Origin of the sequence: Mucilaginibacter sp. NFR10 (assembly GCF_900100445.1) — a bacterium.
Taxonomy (GTDB): Bacteria; Bacteroidota; Bacteroidia; order Sphingobacteriales; family Sphingobacteriaceae; genus Mucilaginibacter; species Mucilaginibacter rubeus.
Window position 1 is genome coordinate 115,849 of sequence record NZ_FMTV01000008.1, and the last position, 16,555, is coordinate 132,403.

At 44.1% G+C, this 16,555-nt stretch carries 12 protein-coding genes; 7 read left to right on the top strand and 5 right to left on the bottom strand.

Features of this window, described 5'->3' with window-relative positions:
* Positions 1 to 13 precede the first annotated feature (13 nt).
* Positions 14 to 1,054 carry a DUF4097 family beta strand repeat-containing protein gene (locus BLP33_RS23130; protein ID WP_090533615.1) on the top strand — a complete coding sequence of 347 codons (1,041 nt, stop codon included), beginning with the start codon at positions 14 to 16 and terminating at the stop codon, positions 1,052 to 1,054.
* A 64-nt stretch (positions 1,055 to 1,118) separates the two neighbouring features.
* Here the strand turns inward: BLP33_RS23130 and BLP33_RS23135 are convergent, their stop codons facing one another.
* A complete protein-coding gene (locus tag BLP33_RS23135) occupies positions 1,119 to 2,291 on the bottom strand; it encodes an MFS transporter (protein WP_090533617.1) in 1,173 nt (390 codons plus the stop codon).
* Between the two features lie 186 nt (positions 2,292 to 2,477).
* Here BLP33_RS23135 and BLP33_RS23140 point away from each other — a divergent pair, with 186 nt between their 5' ends.
* The 4 genes from BLP33_RS23140 (at position 2,478) to BLP33_RS23155 (ending at position 9,266) form a co-directional block, all read left to right on the top strand.
* A complete protein-coding gene (locus BLP33_RS23140; RefSeq protein ID WP_090533619.1) occupies positions 2,478 to 3,092 on the top strand; it encodes a hypothetical protein in 615 nt (204 codons plus the stop codon).
* A gap of 334 nt (positions 3,093 to 3,426) precedes the next feature.
* Positions 3,427 to 6,456 carry a SusC/RagA family TonB-linked outer membrane protein gene (locus BLP33_RS23145; protein WP_090533621.1) on the top strand — a complete coding sequence of 1,010 codons (3,030 nt, stop codon included), beginning with the start codon at positions 3,427 to 3,429 and terminating at the stop codon, positions 6,454 to 6,456.
* Positions 6,457 to 6,476: 20 nt separating this feature from the next.
* On the top strand, positions 6,477 to 8,093 hold the full coding sequence (locus BLP33_RS23150) for a RagB/SusD family nutrient uptake outer membrane protein (protein ID WP_090533624.1): 1,617 nt from the start codon (positions 6,477 to 6,479) through the stop codon (positions 8,091 to 8,093).
* A gap of 78 nt (positions 8,094 to 8,171) precedes the next feature.
* Complete coding sequence (locus BLP33_RS23155; RefSeq protein WP_090533626.1) at positions 8,172 to 9,266, top strand: phosphatidylinositol-specific phospholipase C1-like protein; 1,095 nt, start codon at positions 8,172 to 8,174, stop codon at positions 9,264 to 9,266.
* Positions 9,267 to 9,338: 72 nt separating this feature from the next.
* Here the strand turns inward: BLP33_RS23155 and BLP33_RS23160 are convergent, their stop codons facing one another.
* Together BLP33_RS23160 and BLP33_RS23165 are read right to left on the bottom strand one after the other, a co-directional pair.
* Positions 9,339 to 9,620 (bottom strand): DUF4242 domain-containing protein, encoded by a 282-nt coding sequence (locus BLP33_RS23160; RefSeq protein ID WP_090533628.1) that lies wholly within the window; start codon positions 9,618 to 9,620, stop codon positions 9,339 to 9,341.
* Positions 9,621 to 9,875: 255 nt separating this feature from the next.
* Positions 9,876 to 11,732, bottom strand: a complete 1,857-nt coding sequence (locus BLP33_RS23165; RefSeq protein WP_090533630.1) for a chloride channel protein — start codon at positions 11,730 to 11,732, stop codon at positions 9,876 to 9,878.
* 166 nt (positions 11,733 to 11,898) lie between these two features.
* Between BLP33_RS23165 and BLP33_RS23170 the strand changes: the two genes are divergently transcribed.
* Positions 11,899 to 12,132 carry a hypothetical protein gene (locus BLP33_RS23170; protein WP_090533632.1) on the top strand — a complete coding sequence of 78 codons (234 nt, stop codon included), beginning with the start codon at positions 11,899 to 11,901 and terminating at the stop codon, positions 12,130 to 12,132.
* A gap of 49 nt (positions 12,133 to 12,181) precedes the next feature.
* Complete coding sequence (locus BLP33_RS23175; protein ID WP_090533634.1) at positions 12,182 to 12,883, top strand: Crp/Fnr family transcriptional regulator; 702 nt, start codon at positions 12,182 to 12,184, stop codon at positions 12,881 to 12,883.
* Positions 12,884 to 12,908: 25 nt separating this feature from the next.
* Here BLP33_RS23175 and BLP33_RS23180 read toward each other — a convergent pair whose 3' ends face one another.
* Both BLP33_RS23180 and BLP33_RS23185 read right to left on the bottom strand, forming a co-directional pair.
* On the bottom strand, positions 12,909 to 15,584 hold the full coding sequence (locus BLP33_RS23180; RefSeq protein WP_090533636.1) for a TonB-dependent receptor: 2,676 nt from the start codon (positions 15,582 to 15,584) through the stop codon (positions 12,909 to 12,911).
* Positions 15,581 to 16,507 (bottom strand): GLPGLI family protein, encoded by a 927-nt coding sequence (locus BLP33_RS23185; RefSeq protein ID WP_090533828.1) that lies wholly within the window; start codon positions 16,505 to 16,507, stop codon positions 15,581 to 15,583. Before BLP33_RS23185 ends, BLP33_RS23180 begins: the two co-directional genes overlap by 4 nt.
* Positions 16,508 to 16,555: the final 48 nt, after the last annotated feature.

Sequence of the window (16,555 nt, forward strand, 5' to 3'; positions counted from 1 at the left end):
TAAAACCCCTTTTATGAAAAATTATATTTTACTTCTTCTGCTTGCCGGGCAAACCGCAGTGGCGGCAGCGCAAGATGGCGACAGCCGTTCGTTATATCTTACCAAATCATTGGCTAACGATGCTATTACCAGCGCCGTGGTACGTACATCGGCCGGAGGTATCGTAGTTAGCGGGCAGGCCGGGCAAGCTCCGCGGGTGGAAGTTTATATTAAAGGCAACAACGGGAATGATCTTTCAAAGGAAGAGATCAAAAAACGCCTTGATAAGGATTATACACTTGATATATCTGTTAGCGGACATGAAGTTAGGGCCATTGCAAAAAGCAAGCGTCAAAACTTTTTTAACTGGAGAAGCTCATTGAGCATCTCGTTTCGTATTTATGTACCGCAGCAATGCGCAACCGACCTGGAAACCAGCGGCGGCGGTATTGGTCTTGATAACTTAAAAGGCAACGAAAAATTTAGCACCAGCGGCGGCGGTTTAACTATCGACAGGCTTTACGGTACCATCCGCGGTAACACCTCGGGCGGCGGCATTCATGTTTCCAATTCGGGCGATGATATTTCGCTTGAAACCAGCGGAGGCGGTATTGAGGCTAAAAACTGTAACGGCAGGATCAGGCTTGAAACCAGTGGCGGTGGTATAACTTTAGAAAATTTAAAGGGTAATATTAACGCCGAAACCAGTGGTGGCGGTGTTAACGGCAATAATATCAGTGGTGAGCTCATCACCAGCACATCAGGAGGCAGCATTGATCTTAAACGCATGGCAGGGAGTATTAGCGCGCAAACCAGCGGCGGTGGTCTGTACGCTCAAATGCTAAAAGTTGGCAAATATCTTAAACTGGAATCAAGCGCCGGTAACGTTGATATCGAACTTCCGCAAAACCAGGGCTACGACCTCGACCTGCGAGGTGAAGGCGTGTCGCCATCATCTGTTGCTAAATTTAACGGACAATGGGAAAAGGAACGGGTTAACGGTAAATACAATGGCGGCGGCATCCCGGTTAAAGCCGAAGCATCGGGCGGAAGTGTTAATATTAAATTCAGGTAAGCATTTAATAATTAAGCAATAAAGAGAAAAGCTCCGGGTTTATGATCCGGAGCTTTTCTCTTTTCTATCCTTGGTGAGTGTTCCGCCCTGTTATCAGTGCCATTAATCCCCAAACCGGCCCTATGGCCAGTAGCATGTAAATATATCGCGCGTTTTCGGCCGTTCGTAAAGCCGAGATCAGTTGAATACTTACAATGGTAACAGCAAAACCGAAGCAATTGACAATGGTTAGCGCGGTTCCTCTTGATTGCTGATAGGCATTTTGCGCAACCAATGTTGAAAACAACGGCGAATCGGCAATGACTGCAATAGCCCATATCAATAAAAATGAAATCAATATCCATGTCGAGCCGGTAAATAAAAATAGCGGCGATACCAGGCAACAGGTGCAAGAAATTGTCAACGCGATGGTAGCTACTTTTTTCACACCCAGATATTTCGATATGATACCGCTGGCTGCACAGGCCAAAGCGCCCATCCCAATAATGAGAAAAGACAATAAGGGGACATTCAAAACTGCATTTGAGAACCGATTATTGTAGGCGGTTAGCATCATGGGGACAAAAGCCCAAAAAGCATAAAGCTCCCACATGTGGCCAAAATAACCAAAGGCTGCTGCCCTGAATTGCCTGTTTCGAAAACTTTGTAAAAACGCAGCCGGATTAAGCGCCACTCCCTGCTTCCTTTCCGGACCGTCGGGTACCAATAATATCATCGTACATCCGCCCAAAACGGCTAATATCGATGTCGACAAGATAACGTACCGCCATGGCAACGTGGCCATCAGGTTTTTAAGCAGGTGCGGCAACGCTGTGCCCAAAACCAATGCTCCAACCAAAAAACCGAGAGCTTTTCCCAATCCCTGCGGATAATGGTCTGAGGCTATCTTCATGCCCACCGGGTAAATCCCTGCCAGGAAAAAACCTATGGTAAACCTTAGCATTAATATTATCGCAGCATCTGTTCCGGGTAAACATGCCAACGCATTGACAGCTGCGGCAATAAGCGCACAGGTAAAAAACACCCTTACTGGCGAAAACCTGTCGGCAATACCAAGGATGGCAAAAACAAGGGTGCCGGTAATAAAGCCAAGCTGAACCGCGCTTGTTAAGTAAGCCAGATAAGATGGTTCAAGCTGTAATTGTTTGGCTATATCGCCCATAACCGCATTGCCTGCAAACCACAGTGAAGTGCAAAAAAACTGGGAGAGTACGATTACCGGGAGGATACGTTTCATTTGGTTTTGAAGAACTATAGCGGTGCAATAATAATTATAAACTGTACGCTAAAAAAATAGTACCGCTTTTACCTTGCGTATCCCGTTCAGGAAACGCCACCTGCATTTTTAATTCCCGTTATGTTGCCTTTATAAAAATATGTATCTTGAGTTTCAAAACTAAACCTAACCCTGTTATCATTACCAATGGAGAAGCAACAAATTATTGAGCAGATAAAATGGATGATAACCGATGGTAATTCGGATCATGAAATTGAAGCTTTACTGGTTGCAGAAGGCGTTGCCCGGACTGAAGCAAAGTATACACTTTCTGTGGTCAAAAATGAATTGTTCCCACACGAATATCCGCTGCCCCCCGAACCTTCAAAAAGCCGAAATTACCTTTGGATCGGCCTTCTAACGGCTACGTTATTGATATTATTGCTTGCTTTTCATCCATGGCGCAAATCAAACACAGCAGAAAGAGAAATTACCCCTGCCGATATGATCCGGCTTATGAAAGCCGGGCCGGGCGTTTATACTACCGAACTCAATAAAATCAGCAGCGGATGGACTTTTAACCAGGATAAAGACAGATGGGAAAATAAAAAACGAAAAACGGCCCTCGCCATCAGGATGGAACAACTCCTGTACATGTGTCCTGTGTTGCACGATCATTCATTCCAGGACTATCTTGAAAGTCACGACTTCAGGGACATAATTTATGGAAAACCCGGAAGCAAGATTTACCAAAACAGCGAGTTTATGTTTACTATTCAAACCAATGGAGCCTACACAATGATCTCGCTGGCCAACCGGTAAATTGGGCCGTTGCTCTAAACGTGTCTTTTTCCATCAATTTTAAAAAAGTCAAATTTTTTAGCAGGCGCTTCATAACACCCTTTTTACAAAACGCCAAAATTTAAACATTGTTAATCCCGGGTTAACAAAGCCCGATTATTAATCAATAGTAAAAAGCTGAAAACCAGCCAAAAACAGCATAAATAAGAAAAACAATATTGATTTTAATTAATAGATAAGTTAACCCTATATTTATTTCCTGATAATAAAACTACCGTTGCTTTGCACCAATTATCGCCCTACTATCTCAACTTGGGCAACTATTAAAACAGGAGTTTATCTTTAATTAAAAACTATGGAAAAAAACTACAGATCTATTCTTAGATTATGGCACAGATCGGGTAAAACGATTTGTCTTTTTATGCTGATGCTTATGGCCTCGTCAGCGGTTTTTGCACAGGACGGCACTATAAAGGGTACCGTTACCGATGAAAGTAATCTTCCTTTACCCGGCGTAGTGGTGACCGTAAAAAGTTCGGGGCGATCAACCTCAACCAACGCTAACGGTGCCTATACCGTAAAAACAAGCGGCGCCGGCGATGTACTTAAATTTACCTTTTTAGGTTCGGTACCAAAGGAGGTTACTGTTGGCGAAAAGAACACGGTAAATGTTACGATGGTTACCGATACCAAACAGCTTAAAGATGTTGTGGTAATTGGTTACGGCACAGCCAGCCGTAAAGATGTAACAGGCGCTATTACCTCGGTAAAAGCCGAAGAATTTAACAACGGCGTTTTAACTACTCCTGCCGAACTATTGCAGGGTAAAGTTGCCGGTTTAAACATTACCAAAAGCGGTGACCCTAACAAACAGCCTGCCACCATTTTAAGGGGGCCGTCAACGTTTCGTGAAGGTGCTGCACAGCAACCATTTTATGTGATTGACGGCGTACCCGGCGCGTCAATAGATCTTTTGGCTCCTGCCGATATCGAAAGCATTGATGTATTAAAGGACGCGTCATCAACCGCTATATACGGTTCACGCGCGTCAAATGGTGTAATCATTGTTACTACCCGTAAAGCTAAAACCGGCCAAACCAGGTTAACATACAGCGGCTATGGCGCTGTTGAAAAAGTATCAAAAAACATTGACGTACTTACCGCCGACGAACTTCGCAAATACCTCGCCGACAATGGTGTAGCCGCGCTTTCAAAGCCAACAGACGACGATGGCTCAAACACCAACTGGCAAAAATTAGCCGAAAAAACCAGTTATTCGCAAAACCATAACCTTTCATACGGTGGTGCGGGTACCAATTCGGAATATGGGGCAAGTGTCAATTATTTAAAAAACAATGGTATATTAAAAAATACCAGCCTTGAGCGTACCATTTACAAAGGTTATATCAATCAGCGTTTTTTTAATGACCGTTTAAAACTGAGCATTAATTTAACCAATAGCGCTACTAAAAACAATGACATATATCAAAGCCAGGTGTTATCGGGCATTTTATTTTATCTGCCAACAGTAAGCCCGTTTAACCCCGATGGTACTTATAAAGAAAATTACACCCGTACAGGCAGTGGCCCGTTAAACCCTTTATCATTAATTGATAATAACTTTATAAGAACAGAAAACAACAAAACGTTAATAAACGGGTCGGCACAGGTTGACATTTTAAAAGGCTTGAAATTCACCTTAACCGGGTCAACCCAAAAAGAGCAGAACAACGTTAACATTTACTCAACAAGCCAATCGGGCATCTTTGTTAACGCTCATGGCGTGGCCAGCCGCAGTGCTTACACTAATACCAGTAACGTAGTAGAAGCTTATTTTAACTACGACCGGGTATTTGGCCAGCACTCATTGAAATTATTGGGCGGTTACTCTTATCAGCAAGATCGTAACAATGATGGTTTTGGCGTACAAACCCAAAACTTTTCAAACGATGCCCTAACCTACAATTATTTGCCGTTCTCTAATCCTACCCAGCTTTCGCAAATAATTTTTAATCCTAATTATGCTATAAACTCTAATGCTCCGGCTATTACCTATATCTCAACTTTAAGGTTGATATCGTTTTATGCCCGTGCGCAATATCAGTTTTCTGATAAATACTTGCTGCAGGCTTCAATCAGGGAAGACGGTTCATCTGCATTTGGTTTAAATACCCGTCACGGTTACTTCCCTGCTGTATCTGTCGGATGGAAGATTATCAGCGAGGATTTTATGAAATCGATCCCGGTTATCAGCGACCTGAAATTAAGAGCAGGTTATGGTGTTTCGGGTAACAGCTTAGGCTTCGATGCCTTTACTGCCCGCCTGATTTATGGTGTGCCTCCTGGTGGTGGTAAATTTTTAAGCAATGGTAACATTGTTAATCCTATCGGCCCGGTACGTAATGATAACCCCGATTTGAAATGGGAAAGTACCGGTACAACCAATATCGGTTTGGATTTTGGTATATTGAATAACCGCATTACCGGTTCGGTTGATTACTATGTTAAAAAAACATCCGATCTGATCGCTACCTATCCGGTTTCATCTACTTTATATTTCTATCCGTTTTATACAGCCAACGTAGGTAAAATTAAAAACAACGGTATTGAGGTTGTCATAAACGCGATACCGGTAAAATCGCAAAGCTTTACATGGCGCACTTCATTCAACGTTTCGCATAACAAAAACGTTGTTGAAAGTTTATCAAACAGCCGGTTCACGCTTCCTTTTATTCAAACGGCCCAGTTGGGCGGTAAAGGCCAATCAGGCAATTACAGCCAGATCATACAGCCTGGTTATGCTATTGGTACTTTTGACCTGTGGCACTATATGGGTAAAAACGCCAATGGTGTAAGTACCTACCAAAAAGCAGATGGATCGGTAGTGGCAACCCAGCCCTTAACTTCTGATCAGTTTATAAAATATGATGCCCAGCCCAAATTGGTTTATGGCTGGAGCAACAGCTTCTTCTATAAAAACTTTGATCTTAATTTCCTGGTTCGCGGCGTATATGGCAACAAGATACTGAATGCAACGCTTGCCTCATTGAACAACCCGGCCGACGCGAGACTGCAGAACATCCCAAGGTTCACTTTGGGCGAATCATTTAAGGATATCAACGCCTACCTAATCTCTGATCGTTTCCTTGAAAGTGGTTCATACCTGCGTTTGGATAATGCTACTTTGGGCTATACCGTTAAGCCACACATCCAGGCTATAAAAAGCCTGCGTTTTTATGCATCGGGTAACAACATTTTTATCATCACAAAATACCGTGGTGTTGATCCCGAAGTTAATATCGGCGGTTTAACCCCGGGTATCGATAACCGCGATTTCTATCCTAAAACACGCACGTTCAGCTTAGGTATAACTGCACAATTCTAATAAACCCAGAAAGACAAAAGATGAAAAAGATATTTTTAGCATGTGCCGCTTTCGCTACCATGATTGGCACATATTCATGTACAAAATTAGATGTACCTGTTGAATCACAATATGTAAAATCAAACTTCCCGGTTACTGATGCCGATTATACGGCATTACTGGGTACCATTTATTCAAACCTGTCGTCAAGTTACGCAGTACCATACTGGCGCATGCAGGATATGTCGACCGATGAGGCTATTTTGCCTGCCCGCGACGGTAACTTCGACGACGGTGGCCAGTACCGCCAGTTACACTACCACACCTGGACCTTTGACCATCCTAACGTTATCGGCGTATGGCAGTGGGGTTTCGGCGGTATCAACACTTGTAACCGTATTATCACCGTTATCAATGCCTCATCATCAACAGCGGAAAAAAAAGCGTCATCAATTGCCGAGGTTAAAGCAATGCGCGCTTTGTACCTTTACTTCATGATGGACCTGTATGGAAACGTTCCTATCATCACCGACTTTCCGGTAACTACGCAACCTACCAATCAGCCACGCGCAAAAGTGTATGAGTTTATTGAAAGCGAGCTTAAAAGCGTTTTGCCGTTATTGCCCGCTAAAACCAGCAACGCAGCAACAAACGTAGGCCAGTACGGCCGCCCGACAAAAGGCATGGTGTTTGCCCTGCTTGCAAAAATGTACCTGAACTCTGGTATATATACAGGCACCACCCGTTACCAGGAAACCGTTACCATGTGTGATAGCGTACAGGCTAACACCAATTATTTCCTGGATGCTAAATACAGGGATATATTTTTGCCAACAAACGGCCCTGCAATTAATGAAACCATCTTCGCGGTCCCTTACGATCAGCAGATCCCGGGCAACCAGTTTACCCGTTTCGGCTTTTTTTATTACCTGGCCCAGGCATACGGTTTTAACGTAGGCTTAAGTATAGCCATGAGCACCACCCCCGAGTTTTATAACCGCTTTAATATTCCCGGCGATGACCGTAGCAAAACATGGCTGGCCGGTCCGCAATATTATCCTGATGGCAATGGCGGCTTCACCAATCAACCGGTTTATTACCCGGCCCCGAACGCAACCAAGCAAATTAACATTATCCCAACACTAACCCTTACCGGTTTAAAACCAATGGATTTGGGTAATGATGTGACAACTTCGCAATCGGAAGGGGTACGTTCAATTAAATACTATCCTGACGTTAACATCATCCAGGCTACCCGTTTAAACAGTAACGATGTACCGGTATTCCGTTTGGCCGATATTTACCTGATGAAAGCTGAAGCTATATTACGTGGTGCTGCCCCTACTACCATAAACGGTGACGCACAAACTCCGCTTACTTTGGTAAACAAACTACGCAGCCGTGCCCACGCGGAGCTTGCTACATCAATTGACCTGGATGCTTTGCTGGATGAGCGCGCACGTGAGCTTTCATGGGAAGCATGGCGCCGTAATGACCTGATCCGCTATGGTTTGTTTGAGAAAGAATATCCACTACCGGTTATGGGCGGCAAAACGGACGACCTGAAAATGAACACCGATCCAACCCGTAGGTTATATCCGATTCCATCAACCGAATTAAAAACCAACCCTAACCTGAAACAGAACCCGGGTTATTAATTAGTAACATTTTTTATACAAGCGCAAAAGCCAGGCCTTTTGCGCTTGTTTTGTTAAACCAATAATATATTTACCAAAATGAAACTTACAGGCGGATTAATCGGGGGCATTATTCTTTCAGCATCAGCGCTATTGAGCAACCCAGGCGACCAGAAAATGAACCATTTCCAGGTAATAGGATCGCACAACAGCTATAAGCAGGCAATTGATCCCAAACTATTCCGTTTTTTGCAAAAGCGCGATTCGGTTGGTATGAGTAAGATAGATTATGAGCACATCAGTCTTACCGACCAGCTTAATTTAGGATTAAACGCTTTGGAAATTGACGTTTATGCTGATACCAAAGGTGGCAGATATGCCCACCCCAAAGGGTTGGACTGGGTGCCGGGACAGCCGGCGTTTGATACCCGGGGCGTAATGAAAGAACCTGGTTTTAAGGTTTTTCATATTGAAGATATCGACTACCGCAGCAACTGCGCAACTTTTAAGCTTTGCCTGCAGGAGTTGAAGAAATGGAGTGATGAACATCCTGATCATAATCCCATTTACATTACCATGAATGCTAAAGACGAGCCGTCAAAAAAACCAGGGTTCACTGTTCCGGAAAAATTTACAGCTAAAACCTTTGACAATCTGGATAAAGAAATTTTAAACAACCTGGGCAAACAATATTTAATTACCCCGGATGATGTGCGCGGCACATACAAAACCCTTGAAGCTGCCGTATTGCATAACAACTGGCCGACGTTGAAAGCGGCCAAAGGGAAGTTCATTTTTATTCTTGATGAAAAAGGCGAAAAAAGAGCTGCCTATATCGCCGGTCACCCATCGTTAAAAGGCCGTGTATTGTTTGCCGATGCATTGCCGGGCACACCTGAAGCCGCCATTCACATTATGAATGATGCTAAAAAGGACCTGGCAGCCATTCAAAAACTGGTTAAGAAAGGTTACATTATCCGTACCCGTGCCGACTCGGATACAGAAGAAGCCCGCGCAAATGATATGAGCTCGTTTATAGCAGCGCAAAAATCAGGTGCACAGATCATTAGCACCGATTATTATAAAAAAAGTACGCATTTCAAATCTGATTATGTGATTAGTTTTAACGGTGGTGCTTATTTTAAAGAAGATCCGTTGTTTAAAACCGGCTCACAAGGTTCGGTCGGGAATTAACCAATACCAAATTAAAAAGAAGAAGGGCCTGTAATAAAATTATGGGCCTTTCTTCTTTTAACAACAATCATATTAAACTGTCGCGGTGCTTGTTGTTGGGTCAATGATGGCCTTAACTTCGGCAATACTGCTTACCGGGAAGCCGCCTTTCATGGCATGTTCGCGAATAACATCTTCACTTTCGGCAATGTGGATGCAATAGATCTTATCGGCAGTAACAAACGATTGGATCCAATGGTAGGGCTTACCCAATTCATTCACAACCGAACACGATGCCTGTGAAATCGCCTGTAATTCTTCGGGCGATAGGTTACCGGCGCCGGGCAGCTCCCTTTCAATTACAAATTTTTTCATAAAATATGATTTAATGGTTAAATATTACTTTCAACAGCAACGTTAAATCAAACAGGTGTAATTGGCAGAAATGGAGGATAAAACGTTGCTAAACAAGCGGCAACATTTTATAAATCAAAGCTATAGAATAAATAAGCAATAACCCAGTTTCGGCGTATTTAATTTTTTACGAGACAGGAACGTTCAGAAAAAAAGAAACCCCGCCTGATCTTACGTCACGCGGGGTTTCTTTTTTAATTCAAACGCCTTTTGTTTTTAAGATTTAGCCCTGCTGCGGCCACGGGCGGCAATTTTAAGTCTACGCCGTTTAAGGGAGATCTGCGTGTTTTGCTTCCGGTTTTCGGCAACATACTGATAGTAGGTGTTTAAGATCTCTTTATAGGAGATTTGCCCGGCTATGGTATTTCCGGCGGCAATAACGGGAAGCACCTCTGCCGATTCTTCAGCCATGATCTCCACAACACGTTTCAGGGGATCATTGCTCCTCACGGCCTGTTTACTTGCCTTGGTTATATTACTTATGGTGAGTTCGGCAGAAATACTATGGTTATAAATGTCGGTCAGGCTAACCATGCCTGCATAGCTGCCATCATTTTTAATCACTATAAAAAAACTTTGGGTAATATTATTTCCGGTAAGCCAGGCCCTTGTTTCGGCTATGGTACTATTGCTTTTTAAGGTTTCACCAACTTCATTATTAACGTCGGCAACAGTCAATACCTGTAACAGATCAGGTTCGTATGAATCAGGGGTGTATACCCCACGGCGGGCAATTTTTTCGGTCATGATGGTATTTTCCATCAGGAAGAATGAAACCAGGTACGATGCTGTGCAGGCACCAAGCAAAGGCAGTAATGCATGCGATTGCATGGTAGCCTCCAGCGCGAAGGTGATACTGGTTAAATAAGCCCTTGAAGCGCCTGCAAACATAGCGGCCATACCAATAAGCGCAGCTATTGGAACACTTATGCCCGCATCAGGAAATACCAGGTGTACCAATGCGCCAAAAGCCGCACCAGCCGCGCCGCCAATGGTTAACAAGGGAGCAAGCGTACCACCCGACGTGCCGCTGCCCAGGGCTATAGCCCATGAAAGAAATTTGAATAAACACAAACGCACAATTAGCATCAATGATAATGTGCCCGAAAGAATAGTAATAATATTATCATATCCTACGCCGAGGGTGTGCGGTGCAAAATAACCTATCAGGCCTACCGCCAGGCCACCAATTGCAGGCCACCACATCCAGTGGATGGGCAGTTTTTCAAAGCTATCTTCAATAAAATAAACTATTTTGGTAAGCCCCAATGATATAAAGCCAATGACCAGGCCAATGATGCTATAAATAGCCAGGGCGGTATTTGAAGGTGTATCTACATCAGGCATCGGGAATACAGGTCCGGCTTCAAATAACAGATGGTGCCCGGCTGCTCCGGTGATACAAGCTAATGCCACCGGTAATATGGCCCGGGGCGAAAACTCGAACAGCAACAGCTCAATAGCTAAAAACACCGCTGCTATGGGTGTGCCAAATATGGCCGACATGCCCGCTGTTGCTCCTGCTGCCAAAATAATTTTACGCTCGTTGGGCGATATTTTGAATAACTGGCCAAAGGTTGAACCAAGTGCCCCGCCGGTTGCAATAATAGGTCCCTCGGCGCCAAATGGCCCGCCGGTACCTATGGCTATGGCCGATGATACGGGTTTCAGAAAAGTTATAATCGGTTTTATTTTGCTTTTATTTACCAGGATCTGCTCCATTGCTTCTGGTATGCCATGCCCCCTGATCGCCTTGGAGCCATACAGGGCCATAATGCCTACTATAATGCCGCCTATAGCCGGTATAACAATTACCCATAAACCCAAATGGTTATTGGCCGGGCTGTGAAAGCCGGCATCCAGCGTTCCGTAAAATGAGATATTGGTAACAATATTAATAAGATAGATAAGGCCTTTGGCTATTACGCTGATAAGGCCGGCAATAAGAATACAAAGTGCCGATATAAAGATCAGCCTTGTTTTCATTTGCCTGGTGCCTTTTAAGCCGGATTTAAAATTGTAAAGATCATTTAATGAGGGTGAAACCGGGATGGCGTTCTGTTTTGTTTCCATGTTTTGATTAGTCCCGTTCCGTTTTAGGGGACTGTGCTATTTTTCTTGCAAAGGTAATACTTAAAGCAGCATAAATAAATTTATTTTCAATTTTATATTGCACATGCAATGTTTTTATTCAACATTTGCTTAGTTTTTAATAAAAATCATTGCACAAACAATAATTATGAAAATTACCAGCATTATTCTTTCTGTTTTAGGTGCCGCAAGCATCATTGCCGGATTGTTGCTATTCAGGAACCTGAATACCGTTAATCCTTTCGATTCCCATCCGTGGAGCATTAACATCAATGGCATCCGCTCATTTCCATGGCCTGTTTTTGGCGGTGCGGTATTGTTAAGTTTGGGAGTTATTTTTAACATGGCTACCTGGGAACAGCCAAAAGGCCGCCGCTTTTAATAAATTAGCATGTTTTTATAACAGTACCGGCTTAAATACAAATCAATAAATGGCGAAAAACAAAGATAAATGCGATTTGGGGACTTGCTTTTTATGCACACACTGCCTGCCCGATTGGATCCCGGCAATCAGTGCCGCCAGGAAAAATATCATTGTAAAAAAGGGGCAGCAGATCTTTAAAGAAGGTGATCCCGTTACTGGCATTTACTTTGTTTATTCGGGAACGGTAAAGGTTCATAAAAAGTGGGATAAGGAAAAAGAGCTTATTCTCCGTTTTGCCCGCGAAGGCGATATTGTTGGGCATCTTGGTTTAGGCAGTACTGAGTTTTATCCGGTTTCGGCCACAGCCATTGAGGCGGGTATAATTTGCTATATCGAAATGCCCTTTTTTGAAAGTACCCTGCAGGTTAACAATAACTTTGTTATTAAGCTGATGCGCTTCTTTGCCAACGAATTGCAGGAATCCGAAAAACGGATGCGTAATCTGGCGCATATGCCCGTTAAGGGCCGCGTAGCCCAGGCTTTTATTTCGCTTAAAAACAAATTCGGACTTAACGAAGATGGTTTTATCAATATTGAACTTACCCGGCAGGATCTGGCCTCATTTACAGGGGCAGCATATGAGTCGCTGTTCCGCACCATAAATGATTTTATCGACGAGGAGATCATCGAAATATCGGGCAAAAGCATCCGCATAAAAAATGAAACCACATTGCTGAAACTGACGGAAGAGGAGCAGCAGGCCGGATAGGCTGCCTGAAAAAACCTGATACCACTCAAATATGAAACATTATTTTGAGCAGTGTAACCCTTCCCGGGAGGGTATACGAACTGGCGGTTAATGTATTGGCCGATAAATAAAGCGTGTTATAAGTTTTTACGTTCAGAAAATTAGCAGCGCTCAGCTCCAGGTCGGTCTTCCATTTTTCGACCCTGAATTTTGCAGAAGCATCTGCAAAAAAATATTTAAGGTCAGGATTGCCCTGCTGGCGGGTAAAGTAATGCTCGCCTGATAATTTGAACTGCAAATAGGTTACAGGGTTATAGTTTAACGATGCTTGCTGAAGCAACTGGTTAATATGATAAGCCGATGCCTCAGCTGCTGAATGACTTAGGATTTGGGTAAATGCAGCTTTATAGCTAAAGTTTACCTGCTCATTCACTTTGGTATCCGCGCCGGCATTTATAGTTCTGGAAATGGTATTGAAAGGCAGCAGCGCATTATTCTGGATCTGCACCGACTTATTACTTTGCCATTGTACCCCTCCGCTGAAAGTGGTTTTTAATGCAAAGGAATATTTGCTGACAGTGCCGTTCACCGTCCACGAATCGGTACTGTTGGAATATGGCAGTACTACACGCTGCCGCAGGGTGTTGGTAATTACTTCTGAAGCGATATTATTGGAAGCGATATGGTTATAAACAATGTTCAGGCTGGCGAACAAAAGGGTTAGCGCTTTGCGGTAGTTAAATCCAAGGGCGGCCAACTGGTTCTGCCGTTCGGTAAGGCCGGCATTATTGGCATAAAGTGTCCGGTAATCCTTCAGGATATAGCCCTGGTACATATCTTCTATAGTACCCGACTCGTTGCGGTAGCTGTAAAGCAAATTCAGGTAGTTCTCCATACCGGTTTGATATTTTACCTTTAATTGCGGGTTGAAATATAACCTTGTTAAACCCTTGCGCAGCGCGTACAGGCTATCCGAATAATTGATCTGCTGCAGACTTAACGGCAAGGTGAGGTTCACTTTGAGGATACTGCCCGGCAGATCATAAGCCGCTTCGGCGTACAGTTTTTTTCTTGTCCAGTTTAAATGGTTGATGGAACTGTCTGATTCAAGGTTAACCGTGTTATCTGTCTGTACAACTTTTAGATCTGAGTTTAACTTTTGTGATTGAACGCTGAACCCTGTTCTGAAACTTTGCGTGATAAGGTTCGACGGTATTTTGAAAGAGATATAGTTATTGGTATACCACGCAGGTACATTTACATTTTGCACCAACTGCGCATAAGGGACATTATTGTTAAATATTGAATTGTTATAGTCAGGCCCAATTGTCCTGCTCTCGGGCTCAGTCGAATGACTGATATAGGAGTAAGCCTGGATAATGTTGTTGGATCTTAAGGATTTGATCAGGTTAAATTCATTAGAAAAATTCAGCGCGTTATCTTTAAATACCTGGTTTACCATGCTGCCGTTTGTATTCAGGTTTGAGTAATTGGTGGACCGGTTGTTGTCCATCAGCAACACATCGTTCAGGTAATATTTATCCTGGTTAATGTTCAGCGTAAACTGGGTATGCAATATGTCGGGGCGGAAGCGGTTACGTTGCGTTTCATTATAGCGTACCGTATCGCCGGGTAAAAAGATGGTGGTGTGCTGGCTGTAGTCCTGCCGCCGGGTATCGCGCAAATAGTAAGCATTGATCTTCATCTGCACATTCTTTTTAAAATTGACCAGGTTATTGAGATTGAGGATCCCCGAGCGATTGAATAAATACCGGTTACGTGATAAAGCCGGGTCATTCACCGAACCAAGCGATAACATGGTGGCCGGCACATCGTTATCGATCCGCTGCATATAATCGGCAAAATTGTGCGATACCAGGTCCTGCTGCAGGTCGTTACCTGTGTTATTGCCTTTAAGGTAATTAATGGCTTTGTACTTATCCTTAAACATCATGGCGTTCAAATCTATATCATAATTGCCCGGTAAGCCCGCGCCGATGCTCTCTTGCCCCACCATCTGTAATTTAGCGCCTTTTTTGAAGCTGAGGTTGAGCGCCACATCGTCGCTCACTACTTTATTTTGGAGCACTTTAACGGGCTGGTGGTTCTGGATCACCTGCACCTGGTCTACCACCCCTTGGGGAATGGTAGTGGTAGCGATATTATATTTATCGTCCAGCAGGTTATCACCACCGATGTACAGGTTGGAGATCGGCTTATTGTTATAGCTGATCCTGCCATCAGCGGCAACCGTTATACCCGGCAGTTTTTTGATCACATCGCCAATAACCCTGTCCTGCACACTGCTGAAATCAGATACTTTATAGCTTAGGGTATCACCGTTTGTCCGCAACACCGGCCGGCTGCTTTTAATCACTACGGCCTGTAACTGGTTGATGGAAACAGACAAAGTGAAATCAACGGGAGCTTGCAAATCCGTAATGCCCCTGCTCTGATTTTTATAGCCTATACAACGCACCTCGACCAGCAGGCCGCTCACGGGTGTATCTGCCGGGACCGGCAAAATGTAAGCGCCTTTCGTATCGGTAATGGTATAGTTTATAATGTTATTAGTGGCCGCGTTTTTGAGGTTAATGGTGGCATAAGGCACCGGTTTCCCGCTGCTGTCTTTCACTGTGCCCTTAATACTTTGACCAAAGCCGGGAGCCGAAAATAGTAACCCTATAACCAGCAACCATACTGACTTTATAATCCGGCTCATTTCTTTTCAGGCAATTCTATCGGGTTATTGATCACCGGCTGCGGCCCGATCCTGATATCGATTTTTGGGGCTGGCCTGCCCTGACTTGCCGCCTGTGCAGCCACCATTGACTGGGCAAAGGCATTCGGGTCTTTTCGCATGGCCTCCTGCAATTTGGAAAACTCCTTTTCGGTAGTTTTAATGGCATTGGTGGGGAGCTGGATGATATTTGGATCGCCAACCGGGTCGTCCATGCCTATCATCACGGCCATCCGTCCCTGGTTATCCGGGGCCGGGCTGGCCGGCTGATCACTTTTTTGCGGAGAGATGACCGCTTTTTCAATCCCGTCAAACTTAAAATAAACTTCTTTTTTGGTATCATAAGCCTCTACAATCACCCCCGGTAGTCCATTGAGTTTCCAGGGGCCTATATGCAGCGGCAGATCAGGACTGAACCAGGCCGTATAATCCCTTCCCTTGAAATGACCTGTTGCTTTTTGGCAATGCAAGCCTCCAAACGTTGCTGTATCGCTGCCTATTTCCCATTCTATGGCGGGCAGGGCATCTGTTATGAGATAGCTATTGAACAGGAGCGGTTCTTTCCTTGCCAGTTTTTTACCATTCGGGAACTGGTAATAGTCTGTACCTGAGCCCGATGATCTCCGCTGGATATTTACATGCCCATCGGGTGAGTTGGCTACCTGTTCCTGCACCTGCTTTTTAAATAGCGCATCCTGCAGCTGCTTGTCATAACTTTTGTAAACCCCGGCATTTTTTCCTACAATCAAAACCATGTTCTCGGTGTAGGGGTGCTCCCGGTTGGCGGTATCCCTGATGTGGGAAAACTTGTAGTGTACCAGCACTTGTGCGGTATCCGGTTTTTGTGCCCGGGCCATAATGGTGCATGATAAAAGGGCTGTGCACAATAAAAATCGCTTTTTCATAATTTGGATATTTTTAAACAATAGTACCTTGCCCTTTAAATCCACCAA